At 44.8% G+C, this 16,855-nt stretch carries 12 protein-coding genes and 1 pseudogene; 10 read left to right on the forward strand and 3 right to left on the reverse strand.

Annotated elements, in window-relative coordinates:
* Positions 1 to 161: 161 nt before the first annotated feature.
* The 8 genes and pseudogenes from MHI38_RS01625 (at position 162) to MHI38_RS01660 (ending at position 11,647) form a co-directional block, all read left to right on the forward strand.
* Positions 162 to 2,483, forward strand: a complete 2,322-nt coding sequence (locus MHI38_RS01625) for a glycosyl hydrolase family 95 catalytic domain-containing protein (protein WP_154889128.1) — start codon at positions 162 to 164, stop codon at positions 2,481 to 2,483.
* A 289-nt stretch (positions 2,484 to 2,772) separates the two neighbouring features.
* Positions 2,773 to 4,341, forward strand: a complete 1,569-nt coding sequence (locus MHI38_RS01630; protein ID WP_154889126.1) for a response regulator — start codon at positions 2,773 to 2,775, stop codon at positions 4,339 to 4,341.
* On the forward strand, positions 4,338 to 6,077 hold the full coding sequence (locus MHI38_RS01635; protein WP_154889124.1) for a cache domain-containing sensor histidine kinase: 1,740 nt from the start codon (positions 4,338 to 4,340) through the stop codon (positions 6,075 to 6,077). Before MHI38_RS01630 ends, MHI38_RS01635 begins: the two co-directional genes overlap by 4 nt.
* 119 nt (positions 6,078 to 6,196) lie before the next feature.
* The gene (locus MHI38_RS01640; RefSeq protein ID WP_090915923.1) at positions 6,197 to 7,876 is read left to right on the forward strand and encodes an ABC transporter substrate-binding protein; all 1,680 of its coding nucleotides are present in this window, start codon (positions 6,197 to 6,199) and stop codon (positions 7,874 to 7,876) included.
* A gap of 129 nt (positions 7,877 to 8,005) precedes the next feature.
* Positions 8,006 to 8,977, forward strand: a complete 972-nt coding sequence (locus MHI38_RS01645; protein WP_154889119.1) for an ABC transporter permease — start codon at positions 8,006 to 8,008, stop codon at positions 8,975 to 8,977.
* 15 nt (positions 8,978 to 8,992) lie between these two features.
* Entirely contained in the window at positions 8,993 to 9,913 is a 921-nt protein-coding gene (locus MHI38_RS01650) for a carbohydrate ABC transporter permease (protein WP_090915927.1), read from the forward strand.
* Between the two features lie 93 nt (positions 9,914 to 10,006).
* A pseudogene (locus MHI38_RS28710) lies at positions 10,007 to 10,345 on the forward strand (hypothetical protein); the annotation flags it as partial.
* A complete protein-coding gene (locus MHI38_RS01660) occupies positions 10,337 to 11,647 on the forward strand; it encodes a carbohydrate-binding protein (protein WP_441342897.1) in 1,311 nt (436 codons plus the stop codon). The pseudogene MHI38_RS28710 and the gene MHI38_RS01660, both read left to right, overlap by 9 nt.
* Positions 11,648 to 11,824: 177 nt before the next feature.
* Here MHI38_RS01660 and MHI38_RS01665 read toward each other — a convergent pair whose 3' ends face one another.
* Genes MHI38_RS01665 through MHI38_RS01675 form a run of 3 tightly spaced genes read right to left on the reverse strand, consistent with a single transcriptional unit; the run spans position 11,825 to position 13,466 of the window.
* Complete coding sequence (locus MHI38_RS01665) at positions 11,825 to 12,100, reverse strand: barstar family protein (RefSeq protein WP_154889115.1); 276 nt, start codon at positions 12,098 to 12,100, stop codon at positions 11,825 to 11,827.
* Between the two features lie 11 nt (positions 12,101 to 12,111).
* A complete protein-coding gene (locus tag MHI38_RS01670; protein WP_154889113.1) occupies positions 12,112 to 12,552 on the reverse strand; it encodes a ribonuclease domain-containing protein in 441 nt (146 codons plus the stop codon).
* A 53-nt stretch (positions 12,553 to 12,605) separates the two neighbouring features.
* A complete protein-coding gene (locus MHI38_RS01675) occupies positions 12,606 to 13,466 on the reverse strand; it encodes an AraC family transcriptional regulator (RefSeq protein ID WP_154889111.1) in 861 nt (286 codons plus the stop codon).
* Positions 13,467 to 13,672: 206 nt separating this feature from the next.
* Here MHI38_RS01675 and MHI38_RS01680 point away from each other — a divergent pair, with 206 nt between their 5' ends.
* Complete coding sequence (locus MHI38_RS01680) at positions 13,673 to 15,202, forward strand: glycoside hydrolase family 43 protein (RefSeq protein ID WP_154889109.1); 1,530 nt, start codon at positions 13,673 to 13,675, stop codon at positions 15,200 to 15,202.
* A gap of 45 nt (positions 15,203 to 15,247) precedes the next feature.
* Positions 15,248 to 16,828, forward strand: coding sequence for a glycoside hydrolase family 43 protein (locus tag MHI38_RS01685; RefSeq protein ID WP_261769268.1), 1,581 nt, complete (start codon positions 15,248 to 15,250; stop codon positions 16,826 to 16,828).
* The last annotated feature ends 27 nt before the right edge of the window (positions 16,829 to 16,855 follow it).

The following is a 16,855-nucleotide window of genomic DNA, read 5'->3' on the forward strand; positions in this document are numbered from 1 at the left end:
GGTTAGCATTGTGAAGGTTTAGGTTAGTTTTCTTCATTCTACGAAGCCGGGTGAACAAAGTAAACTGATTATACGGCCTGTAAGATGGGTCATATTGAGTCCTGTTCGTCATGCTGCTAGTGCAGCAGTGAACCTTGGCATCTCTCGTTGGAGGTATAATGATGAATACGAATAAAATTTGGTTTGATCACGCCGCGGAGCAGTGGGAAGAAGCCTTTCCGATTGGAAACGGAACCCTCGGTGGTATGGTATTTGGAAAAACACATCTAGAGAGAGTACAGTTAAATGAAGATAGCCTTTGGTACGGCGGACCGATGGAGCGGAACAACCCGCATTCACTTCAATCACTGGATAACATAAGGGAACTTCTGTTTCAAGGCCAGATTCGGCAGGCAGAGGAACTAGCGTTAACCTCATTAGTGGGTGTGCCTGATGGGCAACGACATTACGAGCCGCTTGGTGACTTCTATGTAGCCATGCATCATGCAGACGAAGAGACAGCAGAGTATCAGAGATATCTTGATTTGGAACAAGGGATCGCTAGCGTTCAGTACACAGCAGGTAACACACAATACAAGCGAGAATATTTTTCAAGTTATCCTGATCAGGTCATAGCAGTCCGTCTCTCTAGTAGCGTGCCAGGTGAATTATCATTCACAGCGTTGTTCGGCAGAGGTTCCGTGTTACAATGGTCGCCGTTATCGGGAGCGCTAAGACATCCGGTCGGGTTCCAATCGTTGATCGATCGAATCGAACAGCGCAGCAATGGTGAACTGATCGTCCGGGGAAGAAGCGGGGGAGAAGGTGGGATTCGTTTTTGTTGTGCGATTAGGATCATGCACGAACAAGGAGAACTTCAGTATTCGAGTGGTCAAATGTCACTTTTAAATGCTGATTCCGCCACCGTGCTGATCGCAGCATGCACTGATTTTCGTTATGACAAGGAAGATTTGGAGGCAGAATGTTTACGAAGAATAGATGCGGCCTCCGCCAAAACGTATGATCAGTTACTTCAGGATCATATCACTGACTATCAGGCGCTGTTCAAACGAATGGATCTGCATCTGGAAGGTGGACACACAGATACCAGTTATATGACTCTGCCGATGAATCAACGACTCGAGCGTCTTAGAGCAGGCGGTGATGATCCTGAACTCGTAAGTTTGTACTTCCAGTTCGGGCGATACTTGCTAATCTCCAGCAGCCGGCCCGGTTCGTTACCTGCCAATCTGCAGGGCATATGGAACAAAGACATGCTTCCGGTATGGGATAGTAAATACACCATTAATATCAATACAGAAATGAACTATTGGCCAGCCGAGAGTTGTAATCTGCCGGAGTGTCACATCCCGTTATTTGATTTTATCGAGCGACTACAGGAACGTGGAAGGGAAACGGCCAGCAAGATGTATGGCTGTAGCGGATTTGTAGCACATCATAATTCTGACATATGGGCAGATCCTGCCCCGCAGGATGTCTGTCTAACGTCGACCTTCTGGACGATGGGCGGCGCGTGGTTGTCTCTTCACCTGTGGGATCATTATGAATACGGTAGGGACAAGATTTTTTTGAAAAAAGTATATGAAACGATGAAAGAGGCAGCTTTGTTTATTCTGGATTTCCTTGTACAGGACCCGGAGGGGAATCTCACGATATGTCCTTCATCCTCACCGGAAAATATCTATATCCTGGATAATGGTGAGTCGGGTGCGCTTTGTTATGGGGCATCGATGGATAACCAGATTATTCGGGAGTTGTTCACGCGGTGTATTTATAGTACACACATTTTGCAACAAGATCAGGAATTTGCATCACAGTTACAAGAAGCATTAACTCGCATTCCGGATATCGCTGTGGGAAAACACGGACAGATTCAAGAATGGAGCAAGGATTACGATGAACTTGAACCAGGTCATAGACACATATCACATTTGTTTGCGCTGCATCCGGGATCACAGATTACTCCGAAAGCGACGCCTGATCTGGCAAAGGCCGCTCGTGTTACGCTGGATCGCAGACTTCAGCATGGCGGCGGACATACAGGCTGGAGTCGGGCCTGGATTCTGAACATGTGGGCCAGACTGGAGCAGGCTGAACAGGCACATGATAACGTTATGGAGCTGCTTCGTTCCTCGACACTGCCTAATTTATTCTGTGATCATCCTCCGTTTCAGATTGATGGAAACTTTGGAGGTACGGCAGGCATAGCCGAAATGTTGCTCCAGAGTCACGGCGGTGAGATTCGTTTACTTCCTGCGTTGCCAAAAGCATGGCCTACAGGTTCCGTTCGAGGGCTGCGAGCGCGCGGCGGATTTGAAGTGGATATGGAATGGAGCGAAGGGAAGTTGCTTCATGCCAGCATACGTGCAAGCGAGGCAAGTAAAGTCAGCGTTTCTTATCTGGATCAACATATAGAACTGAATTTTCAGAGTGCACAAGATTCAATTATTTTAAAAGGGGAAAAGTGGAAAGTAACCTCTTGATTAGAAGGATAAGGATATAGCATAAAATTCACCTCTATTTCTTAAGCGAAACGTCCGGGTTAAACTCGGTTCTGTTTCGCTTTTTTTATATTATGAAGCTGATGTCTGTACTTTCGCGCAATAAAATCAACGATTCACGCAATGAATTTGCTCACGGCAAAGGATAGAATGAGAACCATCTTGTATAAATAGCTGCAGAATTGTAAGCGGTTTCTAATTATAATTGGAATATACCGTTTTTTGTTGATTTCATTCAACGATTTTCGCTTGAAGGGAAGGGGCAGATCATATGTTAAAAGTACTTCTGGTCGACGATGAGATGTATATCCGTAAAGGAATGCATGAACTGATTGATTGGCACAGTCTTGGCATGGAGATTGCGGGGGAAGCAGAGAATGGACTGGAGGCGCTGAATAAGGCGGAGTGTCTACATCCTGATGTCATTATTACCGATATCCGAATGCCTATTCTGGATGGACTCGAGCTCATCCGTGCCGTTGACAAGTCACCTACGCTAGAGCCTGTGTTTATTATCATTAGCGGTTACCATGATTTCAAGTATGCACAACAAGCAATAAGGTACGGTGTCCAGGATTACATCCTCAAGCCGATTGATGACGAAGAAATGACCGCAACGCTGCAAAAGGCGGCTAACCTGATCCAGAATAAGCGAAAACATGCATTTTTGGAGGAAGGACAAGCCAGTCGAATTATGTTAAAAGATATGATCAAGGGTCAGATTCGAAAAGAAGATGAGATCCGGTATGCAGAAATGTTAGGTATTGACCATCAGACGTCATTGATCATTGTGCTGTTTGAATTACAAACAGGCTCAGAGCACCGGAAAGTGACTCTTCACCAGGTTAATGAAATCCTTCATTCGTTGGCGGATCATCGGTTCAACCTATACGTTATTGAGGAACAGCTAGGTAGATTTGCCTTGATTGTTCTATTGAAGGAACCCTCACCAAAACAACGTGTAGTCGATAAAATTCAATGGATTCAAAACATGCTCAGCGACCACCTTGGCGCAGATGTAGGCTTGTACGCAGGTACATTAATAGATGACATGAGCGATGCACCTCGGTCTTATGCGGAAGCAGAGGAAGCATCCAAGCATAAATTTGCAGAGCCTGGAAGTGTTGTCCATTATGCAGAAGTGAAGGATAAAGCGTTATACGTATTTAACATAAATCAGGAAGAGGTTGATCCCCTAATTCTAAGTCTGGAAGAGCGAAATCGTGAGGCTCGTCATGAGATTGTGCACGATATGTTTAACAAGTTTCACTCTCGCCGGTTTTCTACTCAGGCAGTTACAGGTTCTCTGTTGCGTTGCATTACGGGCATACTCGCGGTTGTGCATGAAATGGGAGGTACGGACGCAGGGTTACAGAAACTCAAGTTATTAGCTGAGCAAGGTCAGGATGGATGGAATTTGCGACTATTGAAAATTGCATTTTTGACTGCATTGGAGGAAGCAGAGGAGTATATTGCGCAACTGCGGATGGAGCAGTCCAAAGGAGATATCAACAAGATCAAACGATATATCGATTCCCATTACATGGAGAATATCAGTCTCAAAAGTATAGCGGCCCAGTTCTATATGAATCCGGTCTATCTGGGTCGACTTTTCCGTAAAAGTTACAACCAGTATTTTAATGAGTATCTGCTGAATCTTCGGGTTCAGGAAGCCCAGAAGTTGCTTCGCCAGACGGATCTGCGAATGTATGAGGTGGCGGCTCGTATCGGATTTCAGAATGCGGATTATTTTGTGACCCAGTTTGAGAAAATCGTTAATATGACGCCAACAGCCTACCGTAATCTTCTCAAAGAGGATGGACAGCGGGGGGCCCAATGATCAGGTGGAAGTGGAACTACATGAAGCTTCGGGACAAATTGTTGCTGATGTACGTGTTATCGGTGTTCATTCCGATTGTTGTGACGAATGTCGTTTTCTATCAAGTAACCACAGCCAATATCCGTAACCAGAAATCTCGTGATGCCGGAATGGCGTTAAACAATCTGAAGAACGAATTACGTGTGACGATTGACCAGGGGGTAGGTCTGTCGTATTCGCTCTATGCTGATCCTGTATTCAATGACACGTTATCTCGTTCGTTTGAAAGTAACTCGGAGTATATTCGGGCATATAACTCCTATCTCAAAGGAGAGTTTTCCGGTCAACTGAGTCAAGGCATTCGTTGGTACCAAGTGTATACCGATAATCCAACGATTTTGTCCTCAGGCTACATTGAACACTTAAATGAAGCGGTTCGCAGCACGAGCTGGTATAAGCAATTACAGGATAATGTTGTACCTTATCCAACCTTGATTGCAACCGATCAGATGTTAAGCCTCATCCAGCGGTTAAACAATCAGGACACGGGCGGTATCGAACAATTACTCAAAATTGACTTTAATATGGATCTACTCCAAGAGCAATTTCGCAACAGCGGTTTTGATGGCAAAGTGTATTTGGTTGATCCAGGAGGCCATATTCGCTTTTCGAATGATATAAGCACAGAGAATGTTTCAATTGGACAGCTTTACGGAAAAATGGAATTCCCCAATAAAACCATTCGATTTGATCGTGTCTATTCTGGCATTAACTATTTGGAAGGGTGGTCCCTGCAAGGTGTGATGGATGAGGAAATCGTGTTACAGGAAGTTCGTAAATCACGATCCTTCGTCGTCTGGCTGGCATGTATCAATTTCGTGTTGCCTTCGATTATCATTGCGGCGATGTCCCGCTCCATTCACGTCAGACTGGTACGTATTCTCAAACATATGAAAAAAGTAAAAACACAAAATTTTCAGACCATTCCTCCTGAAGATGCAAGGGACGAGATTGGACAATTGACAACCGAATTCAACCGGATGACCGAGACGATTCGGAATCTTATTGATGAAGTATATCTAGCGGATATTCAAAAAAAAGACCTGGAGCTTAAACAGCAGCAGGCGCAGCTTCATGCATTACATAGTCAGATTAATCCGCATTTCCTGTTTAACACGCTTGAATCTGTGCGAATGCGGAGCCTGATCAAGGGCGAGAAAGAGACCGCTAAGATTGTGCATCATATGGCAAAAATGTTCCGTAAGTCCATTAGCTGGAATCAGCATGACGTGACCGTGAAGGAGGAACTGGAGCTAATCGACAGCTTTTTGCAAATCCAGAAGTATCGCTTTGGGGAAAAACTCCAGTATTATATTGAAGCTGATCCTGAAGCGTTAAAGTACCGGATACCAAAAATGGTCATCTTGCCATTCGTGGAAAACGCCAGCATACATGGCATTGAATCTACACCGGGTGAAGGGATTATTCGGCTTGTTGTTCAATTGGAGGGTCAGAATCTTCATATCGGACTGGAGGATAACGGTATTGGCATGTCCGCAGCAAGATTGAAAGAATTGGTAGGATATCTGGAACAGAATATGGATATGGGTGAGCATGTAGGGATGAAAAATGCCTATAGCCGGTTGAAACTTTGTTATAGGGATCGATTCTCTTTTTCTATCCATTCAGAGGAAAGCAAGGGGACGTGTATACAAATCAGGCTCCCGCTTGATGGAGATGAGTCTGAAGTTAAATGATGGTTCGATATACTTTTTAAAGAACAATGTACAGTTTCATGGGTAACTATGAAAGCGTTATCTTGATATATTGAAAATGCTTACATACACCGTTTAACTAAAAAGGGGGAACAAAACACATGTTAAAACCGCTTTTGAAAACGACAGGATTAGCCGTATTATTGGCATCCCTGTTGGCTGGGTGCTCGTCAGGCAGCTCTTCTCCAGGGGCTTCGTCTACAGCAAAAGAAGATGATAATAGCCCGGTTACATTTTCGTATTACATGTTTTCTTCGGGCAAGAAAGATACTTTGGCAAGTGAAACAACGATTGGTAAAGAACTGCAGAAGCAGACAGGTGTAGATTTTAAATTGGAATATCTGGTTGGTGACAGTGCGACTAAAGCTGGCGTTATGATTGCGTCCGGAGACTATCCTGACGTCATCGCCTCCAGCGGAGAAATGTCCAAATTGCTGGATGCTGGAGCTTACATTCCGTTAGATGATCTGATCGAAAAATACGGTCCGAATATTAAGAAAGTGTATGGCCCGTACTTCGATAAAATGAGAAACCCGGAAGACGGTAAAATCTATGCGTTGCCATATACGGCTAACCAAGGTGAGTATTCAGGTAGCCCTAACATTGGCGGGGGGGCATTCTGGATTCAACGTTCTGTATTGAAGGAATTTAATTATCCTAAAATTACGACGCTGGATGAATATTTTGATCTGATCGAGGACTATAAGGAGAAACACCCGACAGTGGATGGAGCCGAAACGATCGGGTTTGTATCCCTTGCTGGCGTAGCCAATAACTTCTTCACGTTGCAAAATCCAGCCATGCACCTTGCAGGATATCCAAATGACGGCGGCGTTATGGTAGATATGCAAACCCATGTCGCAAGAACCGTTTCAGGTACAGAAGAACAGAAACGCTGGATCAAAAAGCTGAATGAAATTAACGCCAAAGGTTTGCTTGATCCAGAGTCATTCACCATGAACAAGGATCAGTATTTGGCAAAACTGACTTCAGGACGTGTTCTCGGTTACTTTAACTACGCATGGCAAGTAGGAGATGCAACGAAAAACTTGCTGGCAGCAGGTATCGATGAGAAACGTTATGCACCGCTCCCGATCGTCTTCGATAAGAGCATCAAGGACCAATACATTGATCCTCCTGGCTTCGTAAACAACTATGCTACGGGTATTACCGTAAATGCGAAAGACCCGGAACGTATCATCAAGTATTTTGATAATTTGCTCAAAGAAGAGAATCAGATTCTAATCCAGTGGGGGATCAAAGATCAGACTTATAGTGTAGATGAAAAAGGGCGCTACTATTATGCGAATGATGAACAGCGGAAAATTCACGACGATGTCGAGCTTGGCCGTAAATTCGGATTTACCTATTTCAGTAATGACTGGCCACGTTATGGTGGAGAATCGACACTGTCCGATGGGAATGCATTTAATCCAGGCAATCAGCCGGAAGTTGTCGCAGGAACATATACAGAAGGGGATAAAAAATTCCTGGATGCCTATGGTATCAAGACGTTCAGTGAGCTGTTCAACAAACCGGAGGAACGTCCTTGGTTCCCGGCATGGTCAATTGCGCTCGAACAAGGTTCTCCTGAACAAGTTTTCACAACCAAATCGGATGACATACAGCGCAAGTACTTGCCTGAGATGATTTTGAGTGCACCTTCGAACTTCGATAACCTGTGGAATGCTTACATGGCTGAATTTAGCAAGCTGGACAAAGCAGGATACGAGAAAAAGATGACTGAAGTCATTCAAAATCGTGTCGCAGGTAAATGGTGATTTAATCAAGACCATATAAAATAAACTGTTACGTGCGCTGGAGAGAGAGTGGGAATCGCTTCCTGATGTATATCTCCGTTTATACTCTCTCGCGCATGAATAACAGATAGGGAAAGGAGTAACTGCATCGTGGAGGAACCCAATGTAACTCTTCAACCGATTCCACCTACTTCGCATCGAAAAGGGAACCGCGAAACCAGCTTTTACAAACGACTGATACAGCAGCGCACCCTGGCTTTTATGTGTATTCCCTTTGTGATTTGGGCATTTGTATTCAAATATTTGCCGTTATGGGGCTGGACGATGGCTTTTCAGAACTTCAAACCGGCAAGAGCTTTCGCGGATCAGCAGTGGGTGGGGATGAAACATTTCCAAACACTGTTTGAAGATAATACGTTCTATCGAGTGCTTCGAAATACGCTTGTGATGAGTTCTATTAAATTGGTGCTTGGGTTTGTCACAGCGATTACCTTGGCACTTCTTTTGAATGAATTGAAAAATATTATTTTCAAACGTTTTGTACAAACCGTCAGTTATTTGCCTCACTTCATTTCTTGGGTTGTTGCTTCAAGTATCGTGCTCACCGTATTGTCACCCGATGGAATCATTAACCTTATTCTTATGAAGCTGCACTTGATCGACAGTCCAGTGCTGTGGATGGGGAAAGGCGAGTATTTCTGGGGTATACTGGGGGCCACTGAGGTATGGAAAGATGTTGGCTGGAACACGATCATCTATCTGGCGGCGATTACAGCCATCGACCCTGCTCAGTATGAAGCGGCAGAGATTGACGGAGCCAGTCGTTTTAAACGCATGTTATATATCACATTGCCAGGTTTAAAACCGGTTATCGTCATTTTGCTCATTATGAATATGGGAAGTATTCTGGAATCCGGATTTGAACCTCAATATTTGCTGGGCAACGGAATGAATATGGATTATTCTGAGAACCTGGATATCTTTGTCTTGAAGTATGGTTTGGGAATGGGGAACTTCTCTTTGGGTACAGCAGCAGGGATTTTCAAAACTGTGGTCAGCTTCATCTTCCTCTTTACCGCCAACTATATCGCCAAAAAAATGGGAGAAAGCAGACTATTCTAAGAGGAGGCCTAGGCCATGCCAAAAGCAAAATCATCCCGCTTGCGGAACAGTAGCACCGGGGACCGGGCGTTTGATGCGATTAATATCACGTTTATGATCTGTTTGATGATTGTTACAATCTATCCGTTTATCAATATGATTGCCGTATCTCTCAATGATGCGAATGACGCCATACGCGGAGGGATCTATTTGTGGCCACGGGAGTGGACACTGGATAACTACAAATATATCTTCGGAGAATCCGACATTTACCATGCTACGCTGATCTCGGCACTTCGTACGATTATCGGAACGATTGTCTCCGTTTTCTGTACCGCGATGCTTGCTTATACACTTAGCCGGCAGGAATTCGTACTGCGTAAGTTCGTGACGATGTTTTTTGTCTTCACGATGTATTTCAGCGGAGGACTCATTCCAGGGTACCTGTTGATTCGTGATCTCGGGCTGATTGGATCTTTCTGGGTCTACATCATTCCGGGTGTAATCGGTGTGTTTAATATGATCGTCATTCGTTCTTTCATTGAAGGATTGCCTGAGGGAATTCTGGAGTCGGCCCGTATTGACGGAGCGGGAGAATTTACAACGTTTATTCGAGTGGTACTGCCATTAACGATTCCAGCGATGGCAACCGTTTCTCTTTTCGTGGCGGTAGGTCAATGGAACTCCTGGTTTGACGTTTTTCTCTACAACTCGTCTAACAAGGAGTTAAGCACACTACAATATGAATTGATGAAGATTTTGCAGACGTCAACAACGGCGGCAACATCATCGGCAAGTGATGTGTATCAGTCTGCTGAGAACAGCGGAGTTGCCGTGACACCAACTTCTATTCGGGCAACGATGACTATTATTGCAAGTGTTCCAATTCTGATGGTATATCCTTTCCTGCAGAAATACTTCGTCCAAGGTATGACCATCGGAGGCGTAAAGGGATAAAAGTTAGGTTAAGGTTAAGATTGTTGTGTTCTAATCTGAATGGTCGGGAGATGAGAAATCGTGAATTCTATGTTCAAAAAATCACTCTGTACGATGCTTGCAGCGTTAACAGCACTACCCCTGTTTTATGTACCTGCTTCCTCCAAAGTAATGGCGGCGAACGATGCTGTAATTAACGTAACTGCACCTAAACAATTGATTCGGGGTTTTGGAGGTATGACGCATTCCGGCTGGATCGGTGATCTCACTGCCTCTGAGAGGGAAACCGCTTTTGGCAATGGGCCTAACCAGCTGGGCTTCTCTGTACTAAGAATTCCGATTGATGAGAACAAGAACAACTGGCAACGGGAAGTGGATACAGCCAAAAAGGCGATTGAACATGGTGCGATTGTATTTGCATCTCCTTGGAATCCACCAACAGATATGACGGAACTGGTCACCATCGGCACTACTTCGGGCGGTGGTTCAACGTATGAAGCTGAATCCTCGACAACGTTGACCGGGGCTGTAGCGGGGAGTTCTTTGACAGGATATACAGGATCAGGTTATGTTACTTTCCAAAATGCGAGCGGCTCGGCTGTTCAGTGGAATACGATTCTGATTGGCAGCACCGGCACCAAAAACATTAAAATTCGATATTCACTTCCTTCAGGAACGAGTAACCTGGATGTATACGTGAACGGCACATTAGCGCTTAGTAACGTACCATTTGAAGCTACAGGCAGTGGAAACACTTGGAAGGACAAATCGATTCAGGTACCAATGGTGAATGGTACAAGCACGTTGAAGCTGGTTACTACAGGAACGGGTGGACCGAACATTGATAACATCAACGTAACCGCATATACGCAGATTACACAGGCCAAACGACTCAAGTACGACAAATACGCGGCTTACGCTCAATATTTGAATGAATTCGATACATTTATGAAAAATAACGGCGTCAACTTGTATGCGATTTCCGTACAAAACGAGCCTGACTATGCCCATGACTGGACATGGTGGTCTCCGGAGGAAATGCTTCGTTTCATGAAAGAAAACGCGGGTTCCATCAACAATCGGGTCATTGCCCCGGAATCCTTCTCTTATGTGAAAAACATGTCGGACCCTATTTTGAATGATCCGCAAGCCCTTGCGAATATGGATATTTTGGGTGCACATACGTATGGTACGCAATATAGCGACTTTCCATATCCGTTATTTGAACAAAAGGGAGCAGGAAAAGAGCTTTGGATGACAGAGGTGTACTATCCGAACAGCGAGACCAATTCTGCAGATCGCTGGCCTGAAGCTTTAGGAGTAGCGGAGCATATGTACAATGCGATGGTTGAAGGTAATTTTCAGACGTATGTATGGTGGTATATCCGCAGACATTATGGACCGATCAAAGAGGATGGAACGATAAGTAAACGTGGCTATAGTATGGCTCATTACTCCAAATTCGTGCGTCCTGGTGATATCAGAGTAGATGCAACCAAAAATCCGGCAAATGGTGTATATGTCTCGGCATACAAGGGAGAGAACAACAAGATCGTTATCGTTGCTATTAACAAAAATACATCAGGCGTGAATCAGCGATTTACTGTGCAAAATGGAACAGCCTCCGCTGTATCCTCCTGGGTAACGGACAGCACACGTAATCTGGCGGCCGGCCCTGCGTTGCAGATATCCGGCAACGGATTCTCGGCAGACCTGCCAGCCCAAAGTGTAACAACATTTGTTGTGCAACCGTAAGGTAGATGTAAATAAAGTGAACAAGGCAAGAAGCAAAAGAGCAAGTATAGATATAAGGAAGAGAAGAACGAGGCAAAGAAGTAAATAGAAGTGAATTGAAGTCAAAAGAAGTTAAAATAAGATAGCAGAATTTAGTAGAAGTTAAAAGAACAGGTTGCCCTTAGGCAGCCTGTTTTACTATGACCATAACTCTAATGAGAATTCTTCAATCTCTTGCTCTGCTTCGCGCATTAAATCAAGCACCTGATCTGCATAATCACCGAGCTTTTCTCTGCTTATATCAAAGTGACTCCAGCGGATCGTCAGCGGCATCTTGACTTCACCTGTCAAGGCATCCCATAGAGCGTCCAGATTGTGTCCGTAATATTCATCCAATTGCAATTTATCTTGCAACAACTGATGGAGTGATTCCCGATTAAGAAGGTAACGACCGTCGATCTGAATGATATTCATGTGTTCCTCCGTTATTTGATCTGTTGAAAAGTCTTATAATGATCGGTGGTTTGATAGATTAGACCGTCATTCGAATATAGAATCCGGTCGCTTCCGCGTTTTCCACCAGTATAATGGATATCCGCCTCATACCAGATCCGACCTTTTTTATTGGGAAGCAGCCCTTCGCGATTTCTGAATACGTCACCGCCAATGCTCTTTCCTGGAGCGACTTGACCCAGATTGCCTTCACTAGGCTCCCAGCCCAGCTTACGAGCTTCTTTTTTCGTAATATAATTGGGCGGAAGTTCATGATGCTCTTTGATATAATCGGCGACCTCCTGAAATCCCATCTCTTTGGAGGGTTGACCAGCGTGAGAACTGGTATTGGTAATAATCTGTGAGGTACAACCTGCAAGCAATAATACGGAAAGCAAGACGAATAGAGGATACAACCATTTTCTTAAAAGCATGTTCTGATCTCCTTTTAATGATGACAATGCTCTTAATGGTAATCGGTTTCCGGCTACAAATCAATTCTAACCTCGGCTTGCCGATACCTCGTATATTTTCCCGGTGAGATTCCAACGATCTTGGTAAAGCTACGAATGAAATTGGCGTAGTCACTAAAACCTGACTGGAAGCAAACATCTGTGATGCTCAGTCCATCTGTAAGAAGTGTTTTGGCAAGTTCAATGCGTCTACCTAGAATGTAGGAGCGAAGCGTAAGCCCGGTATGCTTTTTAAATTGCCGGCTGATGGAGGTGCTGTTCATATAGAATTGTTCGGCCAATTGTCCGAGAGTAATATGTTGCGTGATGTGTGCTTCGATATATTCCATCGTTCTGCGTACCAGTTCAGGCATGATGTCTTGGGGTACAAATGAATTATGCTGAAACCACTGGTTGATCAGAACAAGTAGTTGTGCCATAGCAGCATTGGTCTGCACGTCTGCACCGTACCTGTTAGAATCAGCGAACTCTTCAATCTGACGGGTCCAATACAGAAGCTGATTTAACTGGTTCTCATTCAGATGAATGATGTTGCCACTTCCGTCAGGGCGATGATCGAAACAAGATAATAAATTCGTCAAAACTGTGGATAGCTGGCACACATAGGTTTTCTTGAGGTTAATCGTGATTCGCTCATATTCAGTCTCGTCCACAATAAGTGTCCGATGCATCTCCTCAGGAGATATGACAAGCAAGTCACCACGCTGCATGGGATAACAACGATGATCGACATAGAAGTGTACATTTCCTTGCAGGAATAAGTAGATTTCATACGCGTTGTGGCGGTGATAACTGGAATCATACCTGTAGGTTGTTAGCGGATGGCGGTACAAAAGCTCTGGCTGAATCGCATCATAAAAATAATCAGAAGACATATGGTAGAAGTACCTCCTGTCATTTCACGCAATAAAACATGCAAACTACGCAATGAAATTGGACTTAGTTTCACTTAAAATGTAATCATCCTATCATGAAAACGTTTGATTTGCAAACGCTTTCTATTTGTTGTGCCCTAATATATGGATACCTGATTAGATATGAAAATAATGCAAGATCCATTCTATTTGCGGGAGGAAATGAAATGAACAATGAAACGATGGCACAAGCTGGGGAGCAGAAGACTGAAGCTGGCTTAACGGGTCACTTGCAGCATACACCAAAGGAGATTGGAAAGCTTCGTCCCAACGCCAATCCTCTAATGGCACACAAATTCGGAGCTGATCCTTATGCACTCGTGTTTAATAACCGGGTCTACCTCTATATGACCAGTGATAAACTGGAGTATGATGCGAATGAGATTCCTCAGAAAAACAGTTATCAGTCGATCAATAAAATTACAGTCATCTCATCGGATGATTTGATCAACTGGACAGATCATGGGGAAATCAAAGTAGCAGGTCCAGAAGGGGCAGCTACCTGGGCTTCCCAATCTTGGGCTCCAGCAGCTGCACATCGCAATTTGAATGGTGAAGATCGTTTTTATTTATATTTTGCCAATAATGCCAGCGGTATTGGTGTTCTGAGCGCACCAACGCCTATAGGGCCTTGGACAGATCCGATCGGAAAAGCGTTGGTGACAAGAGAAACGCCGGGTGTTGAAGACGTAACGTGGTTATTTGATCCTGCTGTGCTTGTGGATGATGACCATCAAGCTTATCTTTATTTTGGTGGAGGCGTGCCTGAGGGGAAACCAGAGCGTCCGGATACGGCGCGAGTGATGAGACTTGGAAAGGATATGGTCAGTGTTGAGGGTAAGGCCAAGATCATTCCTGCTCCTTTTATGTTTGAAAATTCGGGGATACATAAATATGATAACATCTATTATTACACTTACTGCTCCAACTTTTTTCAAGTTGAACGTGACGAGGATAGCCCGCCGCCGGGAGAAATTGCATACATGACAAGTGCGCAGCCTATGGGTCCATGGACGTATCAGGGAACAATACTTAAAAACCCGGGCCACTTCTTCGGGATTGGCGGTAACAATCATCATGCTATTTTCCCACTGGGGAATGAGTGGTATATTGCTTATCATGCGCAGACTCTGTGCCAGGCGATGGATATCCCGGAAGGGTATCGTTCCACACATCTGAACAAGGTGCAGTACGAAGAGACAAGTGGAAGAATCAAAGCGATTCAAGCGGACTACGAAGGTGTAGATCAACTGAAATCTTTCAATCCATACCAACAGGTCAGCGGGTCAACGATTGGCTGGAATGCGGGAGTGATCACCCGTCAAATAAGTGGTTCGGGTTCGGAGCAAGCGGAACAAAGCAAGTCTCCAAAACCAGATGAAGTGGTCAGTGTGATGCATGAAGGAAGCTGGATTGCGATCTCGCGTGTGGATTTTGGTCAAAAAGGGGCGGCAAGCTTTACTGCAACCGTATGCAGTCAAGGTGGATCGTGTACTCTTGAACTTCGACTAGGGCGAGAAGACGGTAATTTAATTGGAAAAGTGCATATTCCTGCATCAGCGGAGGGTCAAGAATGGATGGAGGCATCGACTTCAATAACTGGCGCTCAGCATGAACACGACCTGTATCTTGTACTGAAACCATCAGAAGAAAACCCATGCATCCTTTTAAACCAATGGATGTTTGAAGAAGCCTAACATCAGGAAGGGATTTATCCTGTTGATTGGAGAGCTGGAGCCAGAGTGAACAGCTATGATGCTGAACTCCGAAAAGAGGTGTTTTACACGATGTATTCAAATCCGATTATATGGGCCGATTATCCGGATGTGGACGTCATTCGGGTAGAAGATACGTATTATATGGTAAGTACGACCATGCATATGATGCCTGGATGTGTTATTCTCCGGTCATATGACCTGATTCAATGGGAAACCGCTTCGTATGTATATGACAGACTGGATAATACACCAGCCCAGCGGCTGGAGAACGGGCAGCAGATCTACGGAAAAGGCATGTGGGCGGCTTCACTCCGTTATCATCAAGGCAAGTTCTACGTCATTTTTGTAGCCAATGATACTCGTAAAACGTATCTGTATACTTCTGAAACGATAACCGGACCTTGGAATAAACAGATTGTAGAAGGATTCTACCATGACTGCTCGTTATTTTTTGATGATGACGAACGGGTGTATCTGGTACATGGTAATCGAGAGATTCACTTAACCGAATTAAAAACCGATCTCTCCGGACCCAAGCCGGAAGGGAGGCATCGCATCCTAGTGAAAGACCTTCAGCCGCACTACTTGGGTTATGAAGGAGCACATTTTTACAAAATTGAAGGTATCTATTATGTCTTCCTGATTCATATGACGAAGGAAGCAGGGCGACGAACGCAAGCTTGTTACAGGGCGGATACGCTGGATGGTACATTTGTTGGCGGAGAAGTGTTCAATGATGATATGGGATACTTTAATTCAGGGGTTGCTCAAGGCGGAATCGTGGATACACCGGATGGTGACTGGTACGCTGTGCTTTTTCAAGACCATGGGGCCGTAGGGCGAATTCCGGTTCTGGTCCCGATGCGTTTCGAGGAAGGCGTACCTGTATTTGCAAAAGAGGCTCCGAAACAAATCGATCTGGCCAGCACAAGACCGGGCTACCGTTACCAACCGCTGGTTGCAAGCGATCGTTTCGAATATACGCTGGATGGTCAGGGTAATGTGCGACTTCGGGATGTTTGGCAGTGGAATCATACACCGCATGATGATCTGTGGTCTGTTACGGAAGTACCGGGAGTGTACCGAATTCGAACGGGTCAACTTAGCCCTAACCTGACGTTTGCAGTGAATACACTCACTCAGCGGGCCATGGGGCCGGCTTGTATAGCGTCAGTAACATTGGATGGCAGTGGCCTGAACGATGGTGATTATGCAGGTTTATGTTTTCTGATTGGCACGTATGGTTTGATTGCAATGACAAAACATGAAGGCAAGTACTATCTCGTTATGCAGGCCAGAGTAAGTCAGGATAACAGCATATTTGGCAGTATGATTGACCAGGAGCCTGCCACGGAGTACGCCCGCATACCTGTAACAGGACCTGTAGTGAAGCTGCAAGCCTCAGCCAATTTTGTAGATAATCAAGATGAATGCCGCTTCGCCTATCTGGATGGGGCAGATTGGAAGAGCCTCGGGATTCCGCACAAAATGGTCTACAAGCTGGATCACTTCATGGGCTGTAGAATTGGATTGTTTCTGTTCTCCACACATGAAATAGGGGGCATGGCCGACTTTTCGAATTTTGAATATCATATCTCTCCGTAAATCCATCCTTGCTCAGAGTTATAAATA

Source organism: Paenibacillus sp. FSL K6-1558, assembly GCF_038002565.1.
Classification (GTDB): Bacteria; Bacillota; Bacilli; order Paenibacillales; family Paenibacillaceae; genus Paenibacillus; species Paenibacillus polysaccharolyticus.